Raw genomic sequence first — 25,589 nt, 5'->3', positions numbered from 1 at the left:
TAAAACCTCCAAACATTCTATCTAACCTTCTCCATACGTTTCCAAATTGGATATAATAATAGTCTTGTCAATATATACAAATTGAGAATCCCATATAGTGGATAAATCACACGTATTAATGTAGAGAAACCAAAGGTAGTTAGGGGAATCATAATGATTAATGTAAGCATTACAATTAGGAATAACGGTTTTTGGAAATACTGCTGCAGTCGTGTCGCGATTCCAAGCATACCAGCAGCAGCTGTCGTAAAGATCGCAAACCATAGCATAACTGACATAAATACCAGTATCTCCATCGGATAATGCTTTAATATCGCAAATAATGGAATCTCATACAGTAAAATCTCTTCTGCAATTTGAATTAGACTATTATTATAAATAAAGGAAATTACACCTAATATCAAACCACTGCCTACACACGCAAAAATAATCTCATTTCTAGACCGCACTTTATTTCCAATTGCTCCAAGCACGGCTACAAGCGGAAGAATATTCAGGGCGGTAAATGGAAAAGCAGCCATCCAATTTCGTTGTTCATGCCAGTGTGAAAATAGCGCTAATTCCTGATCAACCGTAAACATAATCAGAATAGCAAGCATGCCCACAAGCATAATCGGTAAAATAAACTGATTCACTTGCAGCAGCCCATTCACGCCTTTTAAAAATAATAACATGAGCGCAACTACAATAATACCTATACCCCACCAATAGGAGTAATTAAACGCCTGTCCAGTTGCACCACTGCCAGCAATCATAACAATCGTTGTTGTAAATAAGTATAATAAAATCATAACATCAAATACACCCGTTAACCTAGCACCAACTATTTCCTCTAATACAGGCAAATAATGCGATGATTTTAATCGATAGCTAATTTCCATAATCACCATACAGCAAATCGAAAAGAAAACACTAAACAAAACAATCGCCAAACTGCTTTCATGGCCAAAAAACTGCCATAACTCCGCCCCAGATGCATATCCAGCACCAATTGTCGTTCCAATGATTAGAAACATCCATTTCAACCCAGCAAAAATCATCTACTATTCCTCCAATATTTTAAGGCATTTGTATGTATAGAACGGCAAAATAATCCGTATACTATACCAATATGTTTGTGGAGGATAAGCTATGTATTTAAAGAATCGATTTGAGCAGCCAATAGAGACTTTCCGTATGCCTTATACGGATTCCGAGCTTTCCCATTTAATGTGCGAAAAAATACTATCCTGGTTCCCAGATGCCCCGCGGGAATATATCATCTTATGTATTGGAACAGATCGATCGACCGGAGATGCACTTGGTCCATTAACCGGTACATTTCTTAAAGAAACAAAACCAAAGCATTTGCATGTTTATGGGACGGTTCATGATCCTGTGCATGCTGTAAATATGCAAGAAGCGATTACCATTGTAAAAGAGAATCATCGCAACCCTTTTATTATCGCAATAGACGCTTGTCTCGGAAGGAATTCCTCGATTGGTCATATCATTACGGAAAAAGCCCCTTTAAAGCCAGGAGCGGCTTTAAATAAAGCTTTACCTACTATTGGAGATATGAACATTACAGGAGTAGTCAATATTAGTGGATTTATGGAGCATTCTATTTTACAAAACACGAGATTATCCGTTGTTATGGATATGGCAAAAAAAATAACCGGGATTTTAAGCAACATCGATCAGCAGCTTACTTATAATTATTCGCCTACCGTGGTTATTTCAAAGAAACACCCGGTCAAGAAGTGGACCGTATAATTTTCTGCTTATTATTTATGTGCTATATTCACTAGAAAAGTAATAAAGCCTACCATGCCCCTTTCAAAACGAAAGGTTACCAAAAAAATACTGGCAAAGGAAGTATGTATGGACACTTCCTTTGCCAGTATTAAATGGATCGATGTATCAATTTATTTTATAAAAGCGAATAGATATAATAAATAATTCCTACCGTCACAATCGCAGGCAATAAATTACCGATGCGAATTTTTGTGATTTTTAATAGATTTAAACCAATTGCTACGATTAATAAACCACCAACAGCTGTAACTTCTACAATCAATCCATTTAAAAATTCTTCAGGTAACCATCTCTCAATTTGTGTTGCAACCAGCGCAATTATACCTTGATAGAGAACAACCGGTATTACCGATAATATTACACCAAATCCTAATGTTGTTGTTAATACAAGTGCAGTAAAACCATCAATTACCCCTTTTGTAACAAGCACTTCGTGATCGCCTCGTATCCCACTATCCAATGCACCAATAATAGCCATTGCGCCAATACAAAATATCAATGTTGCTGTAATAAAGCCTTGGGCGATGCTTGTATCACTATCTGTATTCGTGAATTTACTGCCTACCCAATAGCCAAGACGATTTAGCCCTTCTTCCAAATGAGTAAATTCACCAATTATTGCCCCAGTAAGAAGACTTAATAGGACAATTATAATTTGGTCGCCTACCAATGCCATTTGCAAGCCTATCAATACAACAGCAAGTCCAATACCGTGCATAACCGTTTCTTTGTATCTTTCAGGTATCTTCGTGAAAAACAATCCAAAAATACAACCTATAAGTATGAGTGCTCCATTTACTAATGTACCAAATAAAATCATTTCTATCTCTCCACCATTTTTTTCGTTATATGTAATTTAAGGGCGGTGTATCTTCGAAAATCTAATGCAATATCAACCGGGTATTCCTTATCCGGTTGAAAATAGTACAGGAAAAGGTCTGAGACTGTGGCCCTGGCAAGTATCCCGCCGTGAATGTTTCACGTGGAACATCTTCCATTAACCTTCTTTAAATAAAATGAAAGACTGATAGTAGAAACGATCAGTCTTTCTAAATACCCTATTTATTTAAATATTCGATAAGACGATTTAAATCATCATCCGTGTAAAATTCAATTTCGATTTTTCCTTTACGTTTACCTTTTTGGATATTAACCGCCGTACCTAATCGCTCTCTCAATACTGTCTCTTGTTCTTCCAGAAAAACGTCTTTTTTCGGTTTTTCCTTTTTTGCTGGCTGTTTTTCATTCAACTGGATAATTAATTTCTCAACCTGACGGACATTTAGTTTTTCATGACGAATTTTATTTACCAGCGGGAATAACTTATCCTTGTCTTTTAAACCTAAGAGGGCGCGTCCATGCCCCATTGATAACTCTCCGTTATTAATATAGGCAACAACCTGATCTGGCAATGAAAGCAAACGAACCATATTCGCGATATGTGGACGACTCTTTCCTAATCTCCTTGACAGCTCTTCTTGTGTAATTTTTAACTCCGTCATCAAGTTTGCATAGGCATGAGCTTCTTCAATTGGTGTAAGGTCTTCACGCTGTAAGTTTTCTAATAGAGCAATCTCCATCATTTTTTCATCCGTTAGCTCTTTGACAATGACTGGGATTGTTTTTAAACCAGCTTCTTTAGCAGCCCGAAAACGTCTTTCACCTACAACAATTTCATACCCTTTAATACTTTTGCGCGCAACCAAAGGTTGAATAATGCCATACTCTAAGATAGACTCTTTCATTTCCTCGATTGCATCCGCATGAAATGTTTTTCTCGGTTGATAAGGATTTGGCCTACATTCTGTGATAGCAATTTCTTCTATTGAACCAGCTTCTTCTTGCTCGTTTTCATTCAGAAACAAAGCATTAAGTCCTTTACCCAACCCTTTCGCCATTTGCCATCACTTCCCTCGCTAATTCAAGATAAACCTCTGCACCTCGGGATTTTGGATCATAACTGATAATTGGCATTCCATGACTTGGAGCCTCTCCTAATCTTACATTCCTCGGTATAATTGTTTTATAGACTTTATCTTGAAAGTATTTTTTAACCTCTTCAATCACTTGAATACCTAGATTTGTTCTTGCATCAAGCATTGTTAGTAATACACCTTCAATCATCAATTGTTTGTTCAAATGTTTTTGAACAAGACGAATGGTGTTAAGCAATTGACTAAGTCCTTCCAACGCATAATATTCACACTGGACTGGAATCATGACAGAATCAGAGGCAGTCAGTGCATTAATGGTTAATAACCCCAAAGAAGGCGGGCAATCTATAATGATATAATCATAGTTTTCTTTTAAACTTTCAAGTGCCCTTTTTAAACGAATTTCCCTTGAGATAATAGGGACTAATTCAATTTCTGCACCAGCCAATTGAATGGTTGCAGGTATAATATCTAAATTGTCTATATTTGTCGAAACAATTACCTCTTCTGCAGGCAAATCCTCAACAAGCACATTATAAACACAGTTACTAGCGTCTGCTTTATTAACTCCTACCCCACTTGTTGCATTTCCTTGTGGATCTGTATCAACAAGTAATACTTTATTCCCTAAAGAAGCAAGACAAGCACTAAGGTTTACGGACGAAGTTGTCTTTCCAACGCCACCTTTTTGATTTGCGATGGCCAATATTTTTCCCATGTTGACACCTACCTAACTATATACATACTATATTATCACTAAATGAATAGAAGCGACTATCTTTTTTTCTTTTTTTGTGAAATTGTAATGATAAAATGGCAATTTATCAACTAAAAACAAACTGGTTATGCAAAATACCCACCTTTTCGACAAAGATGGGCTAATGTTAAATAGTATGATAAGTATTATTTCTTTTTAGGTATTTTAATCGTAATTTGATAGTAATCGTCTAACTCTTTTTCATCCGATTCCACTTCTACTCCGGTATCTGACACCATGTTTAAGGATTGTCGAATGGTATTCATTGCTATCCGAATATCCTTATTGACACCTTTTAATTTTGGACGTTTCTTTGTTTGCTCTTTCGGCTCATTCATTTTAGCAATTCGTTCTTCTGTTTGTTTCACATTCAAATCGTTATCCATAATGACCTGCAAAACGTGCAATTGCTGTTCCGGTTCCTTAAGCTTGATTAACGCTCGTGCATGTCTTTCTGTTATCGTTTTATTTAATAAAGCTGTTTGCACTTCCTCTGGAAGCTTTAAAAGTCTTAGCTTATTTGCAATCGTTGATTGATTTTTACCTAATCGCTGCGCCAATGCCTCTTGAGTCAATGAATGTAGCTCTAATAGCTTTGCATATGCTAATGCTTCTTCTATAACGGTTAATTCCTCCCGTTGTAAGTTTTCAATTAATGCCACAGAAGCTGTCTCTGCATCAGACATATCCCGAATGATGACAGATACCTTCTCCCAACCTAGAGATTGAACAGCTCTCCACCTTCGTTCACCAGCAATCAGCTCAAATTTTTCTTCATCTAGCTTTCTTACTACAATTGGCTGGATCATTCCATGAGTATGAATGGTTTGAGCCAATTCCTTTATCTTTTCTTCATTAAAAATAGTTCTTGGTTGGAAACGGTTCGCTTGAATTCGATCTACTGGAAGCTGAATCACTTCATCTGGATTAAATTCCTCCGTCTCCTCTAATTCAGGGGTTCCTTTATCCCCTAAACCAAATATCCGATTAAAAGGATGTACCACTTACCTGACACCACCTTCATAATTTAACAAAATAAAATCATCTATGTATAAAAATTGTTTCACGTGAAACAATTGAATGTCTAATTTAAATCAAGTATAGCATAAAGTAAAACTTCATTCAGTGGGGTTCCATACGTCTCCCATTTTCACATTTTTTATCTTTCTCAAGCTGATGGGGTTATTACAAACCGTTAATACGTGATAAAAAGGAATTTACAAGAAAAAACGCGCCAGCATTCTGCTGCTGTGCGAAATATACTTACCTTATATTACATTTATTTTACCACATTTGTCCTCAAAAAAGTAATGAATCTTTCGTGAAAAACGATTTGTTCATTTAAATAAAAAAGGAAATTCGTATAGCAGGTGGTGTCTTTTCTATACGAATTTCAAAATAAAATAATAATGCTTATTCAATTGGTTCTTTGTTTGGAAGACCAGCTTTTCTTGGATATTTTTTTGGTGTCTTTCGTTTTTTGCGAATAACAACAATAGAGCGTTCACTTTCCTCTTGTGGTAGTGCAAAGGTATGAATCGCTTCTACTTCTCCGCCAAGTAGCTCAATAGCTTTCTCTCCTATTTGTAGCTCTTCTTTCGCTTGCGCACCCTTCATCGCAATAAAAGCACCCGTTTTTTTCACTAATGGCAAACATAACTCACTAAGTACAGACATTCTTGCAACCGCTCTTGCAGTTACGATATCAAAAGATTCTCGAAACGAACTGTTTTTGCCGAAAGTCTCCGCTCGATCATGATAAAAAGCTACATTCGTTAAATTTAACGCTGCTGCCAAATGATTCAAAAATCCAATTCGCTTTTGTAATGAGTCAACTATCGTAACCTTTAAGTGTGGAAAACAGATTTTCAGTGGAATACTTGGAAATCCAGCACCGGCTCCAACATCACAAATATGTAATTCTTCTCTTAAATCATAATGAAATGCAGCTGTAATACAGTCATAGAAATGCTTTAAATAGACACCCTCTTCGTCTGTAATCGCTGTTAAATTTATTTTTTCATTCCATTCTACTAATATTCGAAAGTAAGTTGAAAATTGCTCACGTTGTGCATCTGTTAACTCAATTCCCTGTTCACCTAGTGCAGCTACAAATTGTTCTGGATTCATTAATCAACTAGTCCCTTCTATGTAATGGAAGAATAGCGACGTACCTTATTCATACGTCGCTATCTCCACCTCATTTTAATTTGCAATTCGTGCAATATTTCCCTGTTGAATATATACAAGCAAGATGGATATATCGGCAGGGTTAACACCAGAGATTCGAGACGCTTGGCCTACAGAGAGTGGACGAACTTTTTTCAGCTTCTCTACCGCTTCTGTTGCCAATCCATGGATAGCATCATAGTCAATATCATCTGGAATCTTCTTGTCTTCCATTTTTAACATTCGCTCTACTTGCTCATTTGCTTTTTTAATATAGCCTTCATACTTCACTTGAATTGCTACCTGTTCGCGCATTTCAGGACTCAATTCCGTATTCGCTTCTATCATTTGTTCAATATGATCATAGCTTAGCTCTGGACGCTTCAGCAAATCATAAGCTTTTACTGGTTCCTTTAATGGAGTAGCTCCCGCACTTTCCATAATCGCATTTACTGCCTCCGTTGGCTTAATTGTAAGTTTTTTAAGTCGTTTTTTCTCCAGTTCTACGAAACTTTTCTTCTGTTGGAATTTAGCGTAACGTTCTTCAGAGATTAACCCTAGCTCATATCCCATATCTGTCAAACGTAAATCAGCATTATCATGACGGAGCAATAAACGATATTCCGCACGTGACGTTAATAAGCGATACGGCTCATTTGTGCCTTTGGTAACTAAGTCATCAATTAGAACACCGATATATGCTTGAGAACGATCTAAAATAACTGGCTCTTTACCAAGTACTTTCGCTGCCGCGTTAATACCAGCCATAATCCCCTGCCCTGCAGCTTCTTCATAGCCAGAGGTACCATTAATTTGTCCTGCTGTATACAATCCTGGTATTTTCTTTGTTTCTAATGTTGGCCAAAGCTGAGTAGGTACGACCGCATCGTATTCAATCGCATAGCCAGCACGCATAATAACGGCATTTTCAAGACCTGGTACTGTTTTTAACATCTCTTCCTGAACAGATTCAGGTAATGAAGTAGATAAACCTTGCACATAAACCTCTTCCGTATCTCTGCCTTCTGGCTCTAAGAAGATTTGATGACGCGGTTTATCATTAAAACGAACAATTTTATCCTCAATTGACGGGCAGTAACGTGCACCTGTTCCACGTTTTGCACCGGAATACATCGCGGAGAAACCTAAATTGTCGTTAATTACTTGGTGCGTAAATTCATTGGTATAGGTTAACCAGCATGGAAGCTGATCCGTAATTTGTTCCGTTGTTTCATAGGAGAATGACTGTGGATTGTCATCTCCTGGCTGGATTTCCGTTTTGGAGTAATCAACCGTGTGACTATTAACACGTGGCGGTGTACCTGTTTTAAATCGTGTTAATTCAAAACCAAGCTCCTCTAAGTTCTCAGAAAGCTTCACAGAAACACGTTGGTTATTTGGACCACTTTCATATTCCAAATGCCCCATCAATACTTTACCACGCATAAATGTTCCTGTCGTAACAATGACAGCTTCTGCAGTATACGTTGCCTTTGATTCTGTGACAACGCCTTTACATACACCATCCTCAACAATTAAAGAATCTACCATTCCTTGACGAACAGTCAAATTCTTTTCATTTTCAATAAGTTTTTTCATTTCGCGCATATATATTGGCTTATCAGCTTGTGCACGTAAAGCTTGCACAGCTGGGCCTTTTCCGGTATTTAACATCCGCATTTGGATGTAGCTTTTATCAATCACTTTCCCCATGATTCCACCGAGGGCATCAATTTCTCGAACAACAATCCCTTTAGCAGGTCCACCAATTGATGGATTACATGGCATAAAAGCGATCATATCGATATTCAATGTTAGCATTAACGTTTTGGCACCCATTCTTGCTGCAGCAAAGCCAGCTTCGACCCCTGCATGCCCAGCGCCAATAACAATAACATCATAATGACCAGCATTGTATGTCATCACATTCATCCTTTCTAATTTTTTAATTCCGTATACCTATTCCAATCTATTTTCCTAAACAGAACTGCGAGAATAACTGATCAATTAAACTGTCACTCGCAGTATCTCCAATAATTTCACCTAAAAACTCCCATGTCCGGGTAACATCAATTTGCACGATATCCATTGGCATTCCGAGATCAATACCTTCCATCGCATCTTCTAACGCAAGGCTTGCTTGCTGCAGTAATTGGATATGCCTTGCATTCGAAACATAGGTTAGATCACCTGTCTCAATTTCTCCTGCAAAGAATGTATCAGCAATAGCTTGTTCCAATTCGTCTACCCCTTCTTCTTCAATTAGAGAAGTCGTAACTAGCGGTCTATCTCCTACAAGCTCTTTTACACGGTCCATATCCAGCTTCTGTTCCAGATCTGTTTTATTTATAATGACGATATATTCAAGCCCACTTACTGCTTCAAAGAGCTTGAAATCCTCATCTGTTAAGACATCATTGTTATTTAGTACAAATAAAATTAAATCGGACTCTTTTAATACTTGCCTTGAACGCTCGACACCAATTCGTTCCACAATATCCTCTGTTTCACGAATTCCAGCTGTATCGACCAATCGAAGCGGAACACCACGTACATTGACGTATTCCTCAATTATATCACGAGTTGTACCTGGAACATCTGTAACAATTGCTTTATTTTCCTGTACAAGTGTATTCATTAACGAAGATTTTCCGACATTTGGCCTGCCAATAATTGCTGTAGCAAGACCTTCACGTAAAATCTTCCCTTGTTTTGCGACACTTAATAATTCATCAATCTTCTTATGAACTTCCTTTGTTTTCGTACGCATCATTTCGTGGGACATTTCTTCCACATCATCGTATTCTGGATAATCAATATTTACTTCGACATGTGCAACTGTTTCAATCAATTCCTGACGCAGCTTTCCAATTAACCCGGATAAGCGACCGTCCATCTGCTTTAATGCCACAGACATTGCTCGGTCTGTTTTTGCTCGAATGAGGTCCATAACAGCCTCTGCCTGCGAAAGGTCAATTCTCCCATTCAAAAATGCACGTTTTGTAAACTCTCCTGGCTCTGCCAAGCGTGCACCAATGCTTAAGATAAGCTCTAGCACCCGGTTTACGGCTACCATACCACCATGACAGTTGATTTCAACAACATCTTCACGAGTAAATGTTTTCGGTGCGCGCATCACAGAAACCATTACTTCCTCAGCAATCTCACTTGTCTTTGGGTCGATAAGCTTCCCATAATGAATCGTATGAGAATCTACCTGGTTTAAATTTTTCCCTTTAAAAATACGTGCTGTCATTGAAACTGCCTCAGGACCGCTCAATCTTACAATCGCTATTGCCCCCTCACCAATCGGGGTTGATATCGCAGTAATTGTATCTGTCTCCATCACGATCACCTCCAACATTTTTTAAAAGCTTTTATCTATATCAATGGACAATAATTTAAATTTACGTCACTAACAAAATAGAATAACATAATTTCATTAAAAAATAAACTTATCCACAATTATTTTTTTCAGTAAGCTTCCAATAAAAAAGGCGAGAGGTTATCCACATGTGAATAACCTCTCGTCTTTTTATTTTATCAAACTACGCTAGCTGTTGATGATATTGATTTTTTATTCTTTATCCAGCTATCAATTCAAATACTCTTTCATAAGCATCATAAATTTTATCTGCCTCTTCTTCTTGATGGAACTCATTCTGATATACATAAACAAACAAATCCATTTCATAAAAGTTAATCAGAATTGCTACAAATGCTTTTGGTAATGCATCCCAGGAGTGAACCTCCTTTAGGCTCGATTCCAGCTCTTGATATATTTTTTCAAATTGTTGCTCATCCAATCCCTTACCACTACGCAATTTTTCAAAAAAATAACCATCTTCATTTATATACCTGACTAATTTTGTAAAAGTCTGGTTCTCTTGAAGTTCTGCTTCTCCTGTTTCTTCCAAGCATTTTTCGATTACTATTTTTATGTTTTTAGCTGCCTTCAGGATCTGTTCTGATTCTTCACCAGCATAATTAAGCGAAAAGTTATAGAGTTCACCATAAAGCTCAACCATCATTGTAGCTACCTCTTTTGGTATACTACTTACTCCTTTGTATTCCATTTTAAATAAAGTAAGCATTTCAACAACCTTTTCATACGCCTTTTCGTTAAAACCGTCCCCCATTCGAAGATCAACAAGTAAATTTAACGCTGATTCCTCAAAATTATGGATATGCTTATTTATATCACGCACACTTGTCACACTCCTATAAAAGAATCCATCCTTATTCTAGTAATTCAGATGGTCGACCTAACAGCTCAATGGCTGCAGCTGGAATTTCATATTCCACTAATAATTCTTGTGATGCATTGGCATATCTTCTAACCTTCTCCCAAGGTTCACCTTTCGAATTTACGAGATACTTGTCCTGAACTTTTGGATCTGTTAAATCATAATACATATTTGTTACCTTGCTTAAATCAATTTTTACGATTCGAAGATCATGAGCGCTGCCTTTATCCATAATGTTTGATGTTGCGTTTTTTAGTGCTATATCAAAACTTTTCGTTGTTGAAATATATTTTGACCCTTTGAAGTTTTTCTTCCCGCCATTATTAACATGTCCAGCAATGGTTATATGCTCGCGTTCTGGAGCCTTTGCAAAAATGCCTTTCGTCGGATCCTCGTCTTCTCGTAATACGCGATAAACGATATTACCATTTGAATCTTCATCAATATTTATATCGTCGATTGTATCTTTTGCTTGATCAATTGTACCATTGACGTCATCTATTGCATCCGTCGCATCATCGTTTCCAGTGAACTCGCCGACAGCATTGTCAACTGTTGTAATTAATTCACTAATATAGCTAACAATGTTATCAAAAACTTCTTTAATATTCTCTAAAGCTGTATCAATCGTTTCTCCTACACCATCAAACCAGTCCGTAACCGTATCCCAATAAGTCTCCTCTATATCTGTTCCGGTCGTTGTGACAGAACTTCCTATGTAGCTATTCTCTAAATTTCCATCCGAATTAATAGGAAAACTAAATTCCTCTGCCTTTATAGAGGAGGGCTGAAAAAAATGAAAAGAACATATCGATATAAATATTAAAAGTGCAATAATCCCCGGCAAATGGTATTTTTTCACCTTTTGGTTCCTCCTTAATTCTCTTTTCTTATCCAATAAAAAAATGGCTATGTCATTAGCAACTATTTCTTTATGCCATCTGCTCTTTAATCATGGAGAAATTGTTTTCGCTGTAGTTATACGTTATTTTTTGAATAAACTTACTATTTATCTCGTAGATGTTACATCAAATAAGCTGCTAACTTGATGAAAACCTTTAAATAATATGATAACAAAATTACTTTATATACTTTTCCACATACTAAAAATACCACAGTGTCCGACACTGTGGTATAGCCGAAAAGAGCTAGTTTAAGTTAATGTTTTAGTAATATTTATGCAGAACCCCGCTAAAGAATGTCTTTAGCGGGGTTCTTTATGGTTTAATGACGATATGCCGATGTGGTTCTACTCCATCTGAATAAGTCGAAACGTCATTAATACCTTGTAATGCACTATGAATGATTTTTCGCTCAAAAGCCGGCATTGGCTCAAGTGCTACTTTTTTATTGAGACGCTTTGCTTTATCCGCCATTTTATGTGCCAAGGACTCGAGCGTTTCTTTTCTTCTGCCGCGATATCCTTCTGCGTCTAATACAACGGTGTAGTAAGCTTTTTTATCCTTATTAATTGCGAGATGCAATAAGTATTGCAATGCGTTTAAGGTTTGTCCACGTTTCCCAATTAAAATTGCAATGTTTGCACCATCCAATTCATAGGTCACCTGGTTGCTCTCAACAGTAGTCTTCACTTCAACCGAAAGATTCATATTGCCTACTATTTCTTTAATTAATTTCTCAGTTTCTTTTATTGGGTTTTTAGCAATTGTAACTTTGACAACGGCACGTTTCGATCCAAAAATGCCGAGTACACCCTTTTTTCCTTCATCGATTATATCAATCTCTACTTGGTCCTTCGTGGTGTTTAACTGCTCTAATGCCGATTGGACCGCTTCTTCGACTGTTTGTCCACTAGCAGTTATTTCTCTCACTATTTTCTCCTCCATTACTTATTCGTCATCATCGGTTTGTTAATGAGAAGTGTTTGAACAACCATAAAGATGTTACCTGTTACCCAGTATAATGCTAACGCTGCCGGGAAAAAGAATGCCATAACACCAATCATAATTGGCATTACGTAAAGCATAACCTGCATTTGCATTGCCATTTGCGGATTTTGCTTGGATGCAGAATTTGTTGACATCATTAGTTTTTGTTGCAAGAACGTAAATGCCCCCGTTAAAATCGGCAAAATATAATCTGGTGAACCAAGTTCAAACCATAGGAAGTTATGGGTACTAATTTCGGCAGTACGCATAATCGCATGATACATCGCAATCAGGATAGGCATTTGTACAAAAATCGGCAAACAACCAGCAAGTGGATTTACACCGTTTTTCTGGAATAACTGCATCGTTTCTTGCTGCAGCTTTTGCTGTGTAGTCGCATCTTTCGAACTATATTTCTTTTGGAGCTCTTGAAGCTTTGGCTGAATTTCTTGCATTGCTTTAGAGCTTTTTAATTGTTTAATACTTAGTGGTAAAATCAATAAACGAATTAAAATTGTTACAATAACAATCGATAATCCGTAACCTTCATTAAAAATTTCAGCTATTTTAATAATTACCCATGATAATGGATAAACAAAAATCGTATTCCAAATTCCTTCACTTTCGGCCGTAACCGGTTCATTAATCTCCGTACAGCCAGAAAGGATTGCCATTAAACCTACAAAGGTTATCAGCAAAAAAATCTTTTTACGCAATTTATTTCCTCCTTCATATGACCCTCATCACGCTCTACCTGTTATTTTATCCTAATTACACGTAAGATTCTATCTTTAAATAGATTTTTCCTATTTATTTAAAAGCCTCTCCTTATACAGTAAATGTGTCAGGCTTTTTTTTACTTCCTCAAGGCCCATATCCTTGGTTGGATTTCTAGCAATAATAACGATATCATAGGAGTTTTCGATATTATCCTCTAGATCCTGGAAGGCTTGTCTTAAGAAGCGTTTAATTCTATTTCGCGTAACCGCGTTCCCGATTTTTTTACCAACAGAAAGACCAATACGAAAATGCTCCTGATCTATCTTCTTTACATAATAGATAACAAGCTGTCGGTTAGCAAAGGATTTCCCATGTTTAAAGAGGTACTGAAATTCTTCATTTTTTTTTATACGAAACGCTTTCTTCATCTTTATCACCTTTATTTATACTCAAACACCATCGCCCGCAATAAATTATGTATAAAAAAAGCAGCTTGAATCACTGCTTTTCCGATCATTCTTCCGCTTCAGTTTACGTTCAAAAAGGAGGATAAAAAGGACCAAGAAGTTCGATGTGTCATTTTTACCGGACTTTTGAACATCCTTTAAAGCAGAAAAAGACCACTGACTTTTCAGTGGCCTATGCAGATAATACTTTTCTTCCTTTACGGCGACGACGAGCTAAAACATTACGTCCATTTTTAGTACTCATACGCGCACGAAAGCCATGTACTTTTTTGCGTTTACGGTTATTTGGTTGAAACGTTCTTTTCATTTATTCTGCACCTCCCCAAGGGATCCCTTTTAAATATCTAAATTAAAAATAATAACTTATCAATAGACAGTCCTTGACATTATACGAAAAACAACCATCATCTGTCAACTTAGATTTAAAAAATCTTTATCCACAGAGCCCGTTTATAATTATTTTAGGTTTTTTTTCTATCCACAACACCTATTTACAAGTTAAGCACAAAATATAGTAGTGTGGATAGTTATTATGCACAAGGTCTTGAATATGTGGATAACTATCCAAAAACCATTGCTTTATTCACTTTTATTTGATATTATATTTATGTTTTAACCTGTGGAAATCAAAAACAGCAATAAAACTTATTCACAATCTGTGGATAATATGTGGATAGTTGTTCACAGGGCATCGAATAACCTTTTCCACATACATGTGGATAACGTTTATAAGCAACTTTCTTCTTTATTATTCATATGGTTTACTATCCACAAGTCTCTCTATCGTAGTTATGCAAAAAAGGAAACTTTTTATTTTCCTGTCTGCCAAAATAGATTTCATATAACTAAATATTTTCTATTCGTATATGTCAAGATATGTTTTAAACATATATATGATATGCCTTTCCATCTTATTCAAGATTGAGAGAGGCTTTTTCTGTCATTTGCAAAAGCGTAAGCACGTGGTTAGCGGCGTACGGACTGCACCCCAACTTTTGGGTGGTTCGACCTGTCGAACATTCGTACAGAGACAATGTTAACTTTCACCACAAGGGTATAAGTGCGACTAATTCTCATGTATTAACAGTCGGCAAGTCTTCTTTAGCGTGTCATGAGGTGATGGAAGTCTCGCTAGTCGCTGGATGCTGGAGCTGGAGGTGGCTGTTTAGGGAACTAAGCTACTTACAAGATTTGAATTTTGTTTCCTAAAATAACATGTGTAAACCAATTTGAAAGGAGTGAGATTGATTTTGGAAAACATCGAAGAATTGTGGGTTGCTACGTTAGAGAAAATTGAAGAAAAAATTAGCAAACCCAGCTTTGATACGTGGTTAAAAAATACAAAGGCTGAAGCTATTGAAAAAAATACATTGATTATATCTGCACCAAATGAATTTGCTAGAGATTGGCTTGAAACACAGTATACAGAACTCATATCCGATATTCTTGGTGAAGTCACTGGTACAAAATTAAATACAAAGTTTATTATTCCTACTTCAAATATGGAAGTAGAAGATACAAAACAAGTGACAAACCAAAAAGCCGAATCCATTACAAATGATATGCCTAAATCTATGTTAAATTCCAAATATACATTTGATACATTCGTAATCGGTGCGGGAAATCGATTTGCTCATGCTGCTTCTTTAGCTGTAGCAGAAGCGCCAGCCAAAGCTTATAACCCACTCTTTATTTATGGTGGTGTTGGTCTTGGTAAGACACATCTTATGCATGCAATTGGACACTATGTTCGTGAGCATAATCCAAAAGCAAAGGTTGTTTATTTAACATCTGAGAAATTTACGAATGAATTCATCAATGCCATTATGGACAACAAATCCAATAGCTTCCGTAATAAATATCGAAATATCGATGTTCTATTAATTGATGATATTCAATTTATTGCTGGAAAAGAATCGACACAGGAAGAATTTTTCCATACATTTAATGCTTTACATGAAGAAAGTAAACAAATTATTATCTCGAGTGATCGTCCACCGAAAGAAATTCCAACATTGGAAGATCGCTTACGATCACGCTTTGAATGGGGACTAATTACCGATATTACACCACCAGATTTGGAAACGAGAATTGCAATTTTAACAAAAAAAGCAAAGGCTGAGGGACTTGATATACCAAATGAGGTCATGCTTTATATTGCAAATCAAATCAATACGAATATCCGCGAATTAGAAGGAGCGCTTATCCGCGTTGTTGCCTACTCCTCACTCGTTAATCAAGATATTGATGCCTCGCTTGCAGCAGATGCATTAAAGGATATTATTCCAAGCAGTAAGCCTAAAGTAATAACCATTGAAGGAATACAGGAAATTATAGCGGAAAGATACAATATTCGTATTGAAGATTTTGCAGCAAAGAAACGTACAAAATCGATTGCCTTTCCTAGACAAATTGCAATGTATCTTTCCAGAGAGCTTACCGATTTCTCTTTACCAAAAATAGGAGAGGAATTTGGTGGACGAGACCATACGACGGTCATTCACGCACACGAAAAAATTTCGAAATTACTTGAAGAAGATTCCGATTTAAATCGTGATATTGAAGATATAAAAGAAACATTAAAAACGATATAAGTCTCTTTTTTTGTTTTCGACTTAGCTGTCCACATGTGAATAATGTTTATAAGTGCGCAAGCATATAAACAGGTTATGCACATGTGGAAAACTTTACTGGTTTTGATGGAAATGCACTTATCCACATAATCACAGCGCCTATTACTATTATTACTGTTTTTTATAAAAATAAATATATATATAAATACATGTTCAAAAAGGAATAAAAAGAGTTAGAAAGTAAATCCGACATTTTTACCTAACTTTTGAACAATCTATAAAAGAACTTCCAAATTAGGAGGATATTTTCATGAAATTTATTATCAAACGTGATCGATTAATTGCAGGTATACAGGATGTCATGAAAGCAATCTCATCGAGGACCGTTATTCCAATTCTTACTGGAATGAAAATTGAAGCAAAACAACACGGAATTACACTAACAGGAAGTGATTCCGATATTTCCATTGAATCTTACATACCAGCAGAAGAAGATGATATGGTATATGTAGAGCAAATTGAGGAAGGATCTATTGTTTTACAAGCAAAATATTTCCCAGATATTATTCGCAAACTACCAGAGAATACAGTTGAAATTGAAGTTGATTCCAATCTGAAAGTTACCATTCGGTCTGGAAAAGCTGAATTTAATCTAAATGGTCAAGATGCAGAGGAATATCCACTATTACCTAAGCTACAAACGGATGATAGCTTTGAAATGCCAATTGATCTGTTGAAAAGTATGATTAAACAAACTGTATTTGCAGTATCCACAATGGAAACTCGACCAATTTTGACAGGCGTTAATTTGAAATTAGTTGACAAAGTTCTATCTTTTACAGCAACAGACAGTCATCGTTTGGCAAAAAGAGAAATCCCTGTAGCAGATGCTAACATTGCATTTCAGCAAGTTGTTGTACCAGGGAAAAGCTTAAACGAATTATATAAAATACTTGATGATACGGAAGAAACGGTTGAAATAAGTGTTACAAACAATCAAATTCTTTTCCGTACAAAGCATTTAAATTTCTTATCTCGTTTGCTTGATGGAAATTATCCAGAAACCTCTCGACTAATTCCAGAGCAAAGTAAAACGAAGATTCAAGTAAAAACAAAAGAATTACTCAATACAATTGATCGTGCATCACTTCTTGCAAAAGAAGAACGTAATAATGTCGTCAGGCTTTTTACACCAAATGATTCTGTCATTGAAATTTCTAGTAACTCACCAGAAGTTGGTAATGTCGTAGAGGAAATCGGCATCCAAGCAATGGAGGGGGAAGAGTTGAAGATATCATTCAGCTCGAAATATATGATTGATGCATTAAAAGCAATTGAATACGATGAGGTGATCATCGAATTCACAGGTGCTATGCGGCCATTTGTTATTCATCCACTGAACGAGGATTCAATATTACAATTAATTTTACCTGTTCGTACCTTCTAAAAAACTTAACACAAAAGCGAAGTGCCCTTCCAGACTACCATCGCAACGTCTTATCGTAGCAGTCTCGCTGGTCATTGGCACTTTGTGAACGTGTCTGTTTCGGCAACTAAGTTATACACAGCACTCAAATTTTAATTGCCTAACTGCGAAAAAAGCTCTAATAAGGGCTTTTTTTCGTTCATAGCAAAATATAAGCCCTTTTGCGCGTTTTTATGACAATTAGAGGTCTTACCTTCCCTTTCACCCAAAACTTTAGTAAAATAGGTATATAAGACAAATAAAAGGATGTTTACAGATGTGGAATCGAAATTTAATTTGTTTCTTTTCTAACATCGTATTTTTATCTCGTATTAAAAAACTGTAATATCTCGCCTCTTAGTCTAAGAACCAAAACCTGTAAAATGAGGATTAACAGTCCGTAACTTCTGATTCTGTTCAAAGGCCTGACTGTCTCCCGAATGATGCATTTCATGGGGGCAAAAGAAAACCTCTGCGGAATGAAGTTTCGCATTATCACATCATCTAAAAAGATGTGCTTGTTTTAAAAAATCATAAGAATTTGGTGATGAACATGCAAGAAGAAATTAAAATAAATACAGAATACATCACTTTGGGCCAATTTATTAAGCTGACTAATATTTTGGAGTCCGGTGGAATGGTGAAAGCCTTTCTAGCAGATGTAGGTGTATTAGTAAATGGAGAAATAGAACATCGACGTGGGAGAAAGCTCTATCCAAAAGATGTAGTCGAAATAGAAGATGTTGGCTCGTATATTGTCGTAAGCTGATTGCATCCAACGCTACCCTGTTGATTAGAATTTAATTTTATTGGTCATTCATGCACGTGCAATGTGAATTTTTACCAATAAAACGAAGGAAAAAGAGGATTAATTTGCATGCACATTGAACAGCTTCAATTAACAAATTACCGTAATTACGAAAAATTGGATATCTCTTTTGATGATAAAGTGAACGTCATTATTGGTGAAAATGCACAAGGGAAAACGAACTTGATGGAAGCAATCTATGTAATGGCCTTTACTAAATCACATCGAACCCCACGTGAGAAAGAGCTTATCGGGTGGGACAAAGAATATGCTAAAATAGAAGGTAGAATAACAAAGCGTAATCATTCCATTCCCCTTGAAATCATTATTTCTTCCAAAGGAAAAAAAGCTAAATTAAATCGGCTCGAGCAAAAACGCTTAAGTGATTACATTGGGGCAATGAATGTTGTGATGTTTGCCCCAGAGGATCTAACGCTTGTTAAGGGGCCGCCCCAAACACGTAGACGTTTTATCGATATGGAGCTTGGTCAAATACAGCCGAGATATATTTATCATTTGGGACAGTATCAAAAAATACTGAAACAGCGCAATCATTTATTAAAACAAATGCAGAAAAAACGTACGACTGATTTTACAATGTTAGAGGTATTATCAGAGCAGCTGATTGAACATGCCTCCACATTATTAGAACGACGTTTTGTTTTCATGGATTTATTACGTAAGTGGGCTAAGCCAATCCATCATGGAATAAGCCGAGAGCTGGAAAACCTTGAAATTCGCTACAGTGCTACAATAGAAGTATCAGAAGATGCAAACATGGAAAAAATAGGTACTATCTATCGAGATAAATTTAAAGAAGTACAAGAAAAAGAAGTTGAACGCGGTACAACATTAATTGGACCACATCGAGATGATTTGATTTTTTATGTAAATGGAAAGGATGTTCAGACTTATGGTTCCCAAGGGCAGCAACGGACAACTGCACTATCCATTAAATTAGCTGAAATTGAACTCATTAACGGTGAAATCGGAGAATATCCAATTCTGCTTTTGGATGATGTTTTAAGTGAATTAGATGATTACAGACAATCGCATTTATTAAATACCATTCAAGGGCGTGTTCAAACCTTCGTTTCAACAACAAGTGTGGATGGAATTCATCATGATACATTAAAACAAGCAGAGCTGTTTCGTGTAATAGACGGAAGTGTGGACAACTAATCTGAAATCAGAGGTGGAGTGTGGTACCGTGTTTATTCATATTGGGGATAGCAATGTAATTCAATCGGAAGATATTGTTGCTATTATTGATTATAATTTGGTGTCATCATCTACGATTATGGATGAGATGATGGCTACAGCACATCAGAAGAAACAGATAATTGGTCCGAAAAAGAACGCTAAATCAGTCATGATTACGAAGAATACAATTTATTACAGTTCTTTATCGGTTTCTACGTTAAAGAAAAGATCGAGCATGATTCGGGCGATAAATAAATTAGACGATTATTCGGATGAAATTGTCCCATAGGCACAAAAGAAGAACCCCCTGTTTTACAATGTATAGAGCAGATGCATATTTTCACTATAAGTATAAATATGCATGTGATTAAGCCTCTTGTGAAGCATGTATCGCTAGTCGCTGCTTCGGTACTTTATTTATCCGCAGCATTCAAATTGTACAGTTTCCTAATAGTAACAACCAACAGTGTATCTAAATTCACTGCTAATTATAGATGATTTTTTACCGTATTACGTGTACTTCAATAGAAATGAGTGTGAGAAAATGTCAATGGAAGACAAAATAACAGATAACCAAGCATATGATGCTGACCAAATACAGGTACTAGAAGGTCTGGAGGCCGTACGCAAACGACCTGGAATGTACATCGGATCTACGAGTGAGAAAGGTTTGCACCATCTTGTATGGGAGATTGTTGATAATAGTATTGATGAAGCACTGGCTGGATATTGTGATCATATTCAGGTCATCGTTGAAAAGGATAATAGTATTACAGTAAAAGATAACGGGCGCGGGATTCCAGTTGATATCCAGAAAAAAACAGGAAGACCAGCATTAGAAGTTATTATGACCGTTTTGCATGCCGGTGGTAAATTTGGTGGCGGAGGCTATAAAGTTTCCGGTGGATTACATGGTGTAGGTGCTTCTGTTGTGAACGCTCTATCTAAAGGTTTAGAGGTGCATGTTCATCGCGATAATAAAATCCACTTTTTAGGCTTTGAAAAAGGTGTTCCAATTGGGGAAATTGAAGTAGTTGGCGAAACCGATATTACTGGTACAATTACGCATTTTACACCAGATCCGGAAATTTTTACTGAAACGACTGAATATAACCTGGAAACATTAGAACAACGTCTCCGCGAGTTGGCATTTTTAAATAAAGGGTTAACGATAACTGTTGAAGACAAGCGAACAGATAGCGAGCCGAAATCGTACTTTTACGAAGGCGGAATCAGCTCTTACGTTGAATTTATTAATAAAAATAAAGAGGTACTTCACGAACCATTCTATGCTGAAGGAGAAGAAGAAGGAATTGCTATCGAGGTTTCCATTCAGTACAACGATGGGTTTGCGAGCAATTTATATTCCTTTGCGAATAATATTCATACGTATGAAGGCGGGACGCATGAAGTTGGGTTCCGTAGTGGTTTGACTCGTGTGATTAATGATTACGCAAGAAAAAGTAACCTGATCAAAGAAAATGACACAAACCTTTCTGGAGATGATGTCCGTGAAGGGATGACAGCAATTGTTTCTGTAAAACATCCAGACCCTCAATTTGAAGGGCAGACGAAGACAAAGCTAGGAAATAGTGAAGTACGTGCTATTACAGATTCTATATTCAGTGAGTCATTCTCAAAATTCTTATATGAAAACCCGACAATTGCCAAAATAATTGTCGATAAAGGATTAATGGCTTCACGTGCACGTTTAGCAGCAAAAAAGGCGCGTGAATTGACACGAAGAAAAGGTGCTTTGGACGTTTCCAGTTTACCTGGAAAACTAGCAGATTGTTCGTCTAGGGATGCATCAATTAGTGAGCTTTATATTGTTGAGGGAGACTCTGCCGGTGGTTCAGCGAAATCCGGTAGGGACCGTCATTTTCAAGCTATTCTTCCATTGCGTGGTAAGATTTTGAATGTCGAGAAAGCTCGACTTGACCGTATTTTATCCAATAATGAAGTACGTGCTATGATTACTGCCCTTGGTACTGGTATCTCCGAAGATTTCGATATTACGAAAGCAAGGTACCATAAAGTAGTCATTATGACAGATGCAGATGTTGACGGAGCACATATACGAACATTATTATTAACGTTTTTCTATCGTTATATGCGTCCATTAATTGAACATGGATATATTTATATTGCACAGCCTCCATTATATCAAGTGAAACAAGGGAAAACACAATACTATGCTTACAATGATAAAGAATTAGACCGTATCTTAGAAGAAATACCAAAGGCACCAAAACCAGGTATTCAGCGGTATAAAGGTCTTGGTGAGATGAATGCAGAGCAACTATGGGATACAACAATGGATCCGGAAAAACGCACACTGCTTCAAGTTGAATTATCCGATGCAATCGACGCAGACCAAGTTTTCGACATGCTTATGGGAGATAAAGTTGAACCAAGAAGGGTCTTTATCGAAGAAAATGCCCAATACGTTAAAAACCTGGATATTTAAACGGAAAGCGAAGGCGACTGTTTAGAAATGAAAGGCTAGCAAGGCACCGAAAAGCACATGGTTTTAGTGCTTGAAGTGTGAATTGCTTATGACCGTAGTTTCTAGGAGCCATAGCTAGACAGCGAAAAGTGAAGCGGGCTTGCCCAGCGACGTAAGGCAGTGACATGGGACCGTAGAGCGCATGGTTTTAGCGCTCGAAGTGTCCATTGACAATGACTGTAGTCGCTAGCCCACGTGCAGCTAGACAGCGAAAAGTGAAGCGGGCTTGCCCAGCGACGTAAGGCAGTGACATGGGACCGTAGAGCGCATGGTTTTAGCGCTCGAAGTGTCCATTGACAATGACTGTAGTCGCTAGCCCACGTGCAGCTAGACAGTGAAAAGTGAAGCGGGCTTGCCCAGATAATGACAAGCAACGGGACTGGATAAATAAAGTAGAGTAGTTATTTTTCGAAGGTAATCACTATTGATGTTAAATAGTGATAGGAGGTAAAGAAGGAATGGCAGAGGAAAAACGTCCAAATGTTCAAGAGATTAATATTAGTAAGGAAATGCGTACATCTTTTCTTGACTACGCAATGAGTGTTATCGTGTCGCGTGCATTACCAGATGTACGTGATGGAATGAAACCAGTTCATCGGAGAATTTTGTATGCGATGAATGACTTAGGGATGCATTCTGATAAGGCGCATAAGAAATCAGCACGTATTGTTGGTGAAGTTATCGGTAAGTATCATCCACACGGAGACTCAGCAGTTTATGAGACAATGGTTCGGATGGCACAAGATTTCAGCTATCGTTATATGCTTGTAGATGGTCATGGAAACTTTGGATCGGTTGATGGAGACTCAGCAGCTGCAATGCGTTATACCGAAGCGAGAATGTCAAAAATCTCGATGGAGTTATTGCGTGATATCAATAAAGATACAATTGATTATCAGGATAACTACGATGGATCTGAACGGGAGCCTGTTGTATTCCCAGCACGTTTCCCTAATCTACTCGTCAATGGTACATCAGGGATTGCGGTTGGGATGGCAACCAATATTCCGCCACATAACTTGGGAGAAACAATTGATGCTGTACTTGCAGTGAGTAAAGATCCGGATATCACGGTAGATGAATTGATGGAAGACTATATCCATGGTCCAGACTTTCCTACTGCCGGCCAAATATTAGGTCGCAGCGGAATCCGAAAAGCATATGAAACTGGAAAAGGTTCGGTTACAATTCGTGCGAAAGTGAATATCGAAGAAAGTTCAAATGGAAAAGAAACAATTATTGTAACAGAATTACCTTATCAGGTTAATAAAGCAAGACTGATTGAGAAAATTGCAGAACTCGTTCGGGATAAGCGGATTGAAGGAATTACAGATTTACGTGACGAGTCTGACCGAAATGGTATGCGCATTGTGATGGAGCTTCGCCGTGATGCGAATGGCAATGTTGTTTTAAATAATTTGTATAAACATACGTCACTACAGACAACATTTGGAATTAATATGCTTGCATTAGTAGATGGCCAGCCGAAAGTATTAACTATTAAACAGTGTCTAGAGCATTATTTAGAGCATCAAAAAGTAATTATTACACGTCGTACTGCTTTTGAATTAAGAAAAGCAGAAGCGCGTGCACATATTTTAGAAGGTTTACGCATCGCATTAGACCATTTAGACGAAGTAATTTCCTTAATCCGTAACTCTAAAACTGCAGACATTGCAAGAGTTGGTTTAATGGAACGTTTCAAGCTTTCAGAAAAGCAAGCTCAAGCTATTCTTGATATGCGCCTGCAGCGTTTAACAGGTTTAGAGCGTGAGAAGATTGAAGAAGAATACAGTGAATTGCAAAAACTGATTAATGAGTTAAAAGCAATTTTAGCGGATGAAGAAAAAGTACTTGAAATTATTCGCGAAGAGCTTACTGAAATTAAGGAACGTTTTAATGATGATCGTCGTACGGATATTGTAGCTGGTGGAGCTGGATTCTTCGAGGACGAAGACTTAATTCCAGTAGAAAACATTGTTATAACCCTTACACATCAAGGGTATATCAAGCGTTTACCTGCATCTACCTACCGAACACAAAGACGCGGTGGTCGAGGAATTCAAGGAATGGGAACGAATGAGGATGATTTTGTAGAACATCTTGTATCGACATCCACACATGATACGGTGCTTTTCTTTACCAATAAAGGAAAGGTATATCGTGCAAAAGGGTATGAGATTCCAGAGTTCAATCGGACAGCAAAAGGAATTCCAATCATCAATCTGCTTCAGGTTGAAAAAGGGGAATGGGTCAATGCAGTTATCTCTGTAAATAGCTATGAAGAGGATGCGTTCCTATTCTTTACAACGAAACATGGAATTGCTAAACGTACTTCCCTGGCCAAATTTGCAAATATCCGTAAAGGTGGCTTAATTGCAGTTGGACTTCGTGAAGAAGACGAGCTAATCTCCGTTCGATTAACCGATGGCAATAAGGATATGATGATTGCAACGAAAAATGGTTATCTGATCCGATTCGAAGAGACACAAATTCGAGAAATGGGACGAACTGCAGCAGGTGTTAAAGGTATTTCGTTACGAGAAGATGATGAAGTCGTATCCATGGAGATCATTGAGCCTGATTCAAAAATTCTCCATGTCACAAGTAAAGGTTTTGGTAAACAAACACCAGAAGCGGAATATCGTCAAATTAACCGCGGGGGTAAAGGTGTTTTCACATGTAAACTCGATGAGAAGACTGGTCATGTTGTAGCTGTAAAAGATGTGACAGGTGAAGAGGATCTCATGTTGATTACCATAGCAGGCGTATTAATTCGAATTCCAGTAGCAGAGATTTCAACAACTGGACGAAGTACAAAAGGTGTCCATTTAATTCGATTACAGGATGGAGAAGAAGTAGCAACGGTTGCTAAGGTAGATAGGGAAGAAGAGGAAACAGCAGAAGAAGAAGAAGTTGTACAAGATACAACTTCAGAAAAAGAAAGCACAGAGACAGATACGAACGAAGAATAATTGGAATCTATCTATAGATGACTCAGAAAGTAGTGTACATCCTGAGTCATCTTCTTTATACATATGATACGAACTG

22 protein-coding genes are annotated in these 25,589 nt (G+C 37.1%); 8 read left to right on the top strand and 14 right to left on the bottom strand.

The genetic code is table 11. The features are described from left to right. Positions 1–17 precede the first annotated feature (17 nt). Positions 18–1,040, bottom strand: a complete 1,023-nt coding sequence (locus NYE61_RS13860; protein ID WP_095314014.1) for a hypothetical protein — start codon at positions 1,038–1,040, stop codon at positions 18–20. A 91-nt stretch (positions 1,041–1,131) separates the two neighbouring features. Here NYE61_RS13860 and yyaC point away from each other — a divergent pair, with 91 nt between their 5' ends. Beyond that, positions 1,132–1,755 (top strand): spore protease YyaC, encoded by a 624-nt coding sequence (gene yyaC, locus NYE61_RS13855; RefSeq protein ID WP_095314012.1) that lies wholly within the window; start codon positions 1,132–1,134, stop codon positions 1,753–1,755. A gap of 157 nt (positions 1,756–1,912) precedes the next feature. Here the strand turns inward: yyaC and NYE61_RS13850 are convergent, their stop codons facing one another. From NYE61_RS13850 to rpmH, 13 genes are all read right to left on the bottom strand, one after another. Further along, entirely contained in the window at positions 1,913–2,617 is a 705-nt protein-coding gene (locus NYE61_RS13850; RefSeq protein ID WP_303447148.1) for a DUF554 domain-containing protein, read from the bottom strand. A gap of 238 nt (positions 2,618–2,855) precedes the next feature. Then, positions 2,856–3,695 carry a ParB/RepB/Spo0J family partition protein gene (locus NYE61_RS13845; protein ID WP_118889308.1) on the bottom strand — a complete coding sequence of 280 codons (840 nt, stop codon included), beginning with the start codon at positions 3,693–3,695 and terminating at the stop codon, positions 2,856–2,858. Next, positions 3,676–4,449 carry an AAA family ATPase gene (locus NYE61_RS13840; RefSeq protein ID WP_118889307.1) on the bottom strand — a complete coding sequence of 258 codons (774 nt, stop codon included), beginning with the start codon at positions 4,447–4,449 and terminating at the stop codon, positions 3,676–3,678. Before NYE61_RS13840 ends, NYE61_RS13845 begins: the two co-directional genes overlap by 20 nt. Positions 4,450–4,634: 185 nt before the next feature. Beyond that, the gene (gene noc, locus NYE61_RS13835; protein WP_118889306.1) at positions 4,635–5,492 is read right to left on the bottom strand and encodes a nucleoid occlusion protein; all 858 of its coding nucleotides are present in this window, start codon (positions 5,490–5,492) and stop codon (positions 4,635–4,637) included. A gap of 409 nt (positions 5,493–5,901) precedes the next feature. Beyond that, complete coding sequence (gene rsmG, locus NYE61_RS13830) at positions 5,902–6,618, bottom strand: 16S rRNA (guanine(527)-N(7))-methyltransferase RsmG (RefSeq protein ID WP_095314004.1); 717 nt, start codon at positions 6,616–6,618, stop codon at positions 5,902–5,904. A gap of 75 nt (positions 6,619–6,693) precedes the next feature. Then, positions 6,694–8,580 carry a tRNA uridine-5-carboxymethylaminomethyl(34) synthesis enzyme MnmG gene (gene mnmG / locus NYE61_RS13825; protein WP_251659716.1) on the bottom strand — a complete coding sequence of 629 codons (1,887 nt, stop codon included), beginning with the start codon at positions 8,578–8,580 and terminating at the stop codon, positions 6,694–6,696. Positions 8,581–8,626: 46 nt separating this feature from the next. Beyond that, positions 8,627–10,003: a tRNA uridine-5-carboxymethylaminomethyl(34) synthesis GTPase MnmE gene (gene mnmE / locus NYE61_RS13820; protein WP_095314000.1), complete on the bottom strand. Its 1,377-nt coding sequence runs from the start codon at positions 10,001–10,003 to the stop codon at positions 8,627–8,629. A 238-nt stretch (positions 10,004–10,241) separates the two neighbouring features. Further along, positions 10,242–10,865, bottom strand: a complete 624-nt coding sequence (locus NYE61_RS13815) for a hypothetical protein (RefSeq protein ID WP_095313998.1) — start codon at positions 10,863–10,865, stop codon at positions 10,242–10,244. Positions 10,866–10,896: 31 nt separating this feature from the next. Continuing rightward, positions 10,897–11,766, bottom strand: a complete 870-nt coding sequence (locus tag NYE61_RS13810; protein ID WP_095313996.1) for a hypothetical protein — start codon at positions 11,764–11,766, stop codon at positions 10,897–10,899. Between the two features lie 355 nt (positions 11,767–12,121). Beyond that, on the bottom strand, positions 12,122–12,736 hold the full coding sequence (gene jag / locus NYE61_RS13805; RefSeq protein ID WP_303447149.1) for an RNA-binding cell elongation regulator Jag/EloR: 615 nt from the start codon (positions 12,734–12,736) through the stop codon (positions 12,122–12,124). 14 nt (positions 12,737–12,750) lie between these two features. Next, positions 12,751–13,509 carry a YidC family membrane integrase SpoIIIJ gene (gene spoIIIJ / locus NYE61_RS13800; RefSeq protein ID WP_095313993.1) on the bottom strand — a complete coding sequence of 253 codons (759 nt, stop codon included), beginning with the start codon at positions 13,507–13,509 and terminating at the stop codon, positions 12,751–12,753. A gap of 90 nt (positions 13,510–13,599) precedes the next feature. Continuing rightward, the gene (rnpA, locus tag NYE61_RS13795; protein ID WP_095313992.1) at positions 13,600–13,941 is read right to left on the bottom strand and encodes a ribonuclease P protein component; all 342 of its coding nucleotides are present in this window, start codon (positions 13,939–13,941) and stop codon (positions 13,600–13,602) included. Positions 13,942–14,152: 211 nt separating this feature from the next. After that, a complete protein-coding gene (gene rpmH, locus NYE61_RS13790; protein ID WP_011067894.1) occupies positions 14,153–14,287 on the bottom strand; it encodes a 50S ribosomal protein L34 in 135 nt (44 codons plus the stop codon). A 943-nt stretch (positions 14,288–15,230) separates the two neighbouring features. On the opposite strand from rpmH, the gene dnaA reads away from it, so the two are divergent. The 7 genes from dnaA (at position 15,231) to gyrA (ending at position 25,513) form a co-directional block, all read left to right on the top strand. Further along, positions 15,231–16,574: a chromosomal replication initiator protein DnaA gene (dnaA, locus tag NYE61_RS13785; protein WP_095313991.1), complete on the top strand. Its 1,344-nt coding sequence runs from the start codon at positions 15,231–15,233 to the stop codon at positions 16,572–16,574. 289 nt (positions 16,575–16,863) lie between these two features. After that, positions 16,864–18,000, top strand: coding sequence for a DNA polymerase III subunit beta (gene dnaN / locus NYE61_RS13780; protein WP_251659713.1), 1,137 nt, complete (start codon positions 16,864–16,866; stop codon positions 17,998–18,000). A gap of 571 nt (positions 18,001–18,571) precedes the next feature. Next, positions 18,572–18,787: a S4 domain-containing protein YaaA gene (gene yaaA / locus NYE61_RS13775; RefSeq protein ID WP_095313987.1), complete on the top strand. Its 216-nt coding sequence runs from the start codon at positions 18,572–18,574 to the stop codon at positions 18,785–18,787. A 108-nt stretch (positions 18,788–18,895) separates the two neighbouring features. Continuing rightward, positions 18,896–20,008, top strand: a complete 1,113-nt coding sequence (recF, locus tag NYE61_RS13770) for a DNA replication/repair protein RecF (RefSeq protein ID WP_339315729.1) — start codon at positions 18,896–18,898, stop codon at positions 20,006–20,008. Between the two features lie 28 nt (positions 20,009–20,036). After that, positions 20,037–20,318, top strand: a complete 282-nt coding sequence (locus NYE61_RS13765; RefSeq protein ID WP_095313983.1) for an extracellular matrix/biofilm biosynthesis regulator RemA family protein — start codon at positions 20,037–20,039, stop codon at positions 20,316–20,318. 255 nt (positions 20,319–20,573) lie between these two features. After that, positions 20,574–22,499 (top strand): DNA topoisomerase (ATP-hydrolyzing) subunit B, encoded by a 1,926-nt coding sequence (gyrB, locus tag NYE61_RS13760; protein ID WP_095313981.1) that lies wholly within the window; start codon positions 20,574–20,576, stop codon positions 22,497–22,499. A 497-nt stretch (positions 22,500–22,996) separates the two neighbouring features. Beyond that, complete coding sequence (gyrA, locus tag NYE61_RS13755; protein WP_251659712.1) at positions 22,997–25,513, top strand: DNA gyrase subunit A; 2,517 nt, start codon at positions 22,997–22,999, stop codon at positions 25,511–25,513. The last annotated feature ends 76 nt before the right edge of the window (positions 25,514–25,589 follow it).

Origin of the sequence: Oceanobacillus sp. FSL W7-1304, assembly GCF_037969805.1 — a bacterium.
Classification (GTDB): Bacteria; Bacillota; Bacilli; order Bacillales; family Amphibacillaceae; genus Oceanobacillus; species Oceanobacillus profundus.
This window is presented reverse-complemented; position numbering and strand designations above follow the sequence as displayed.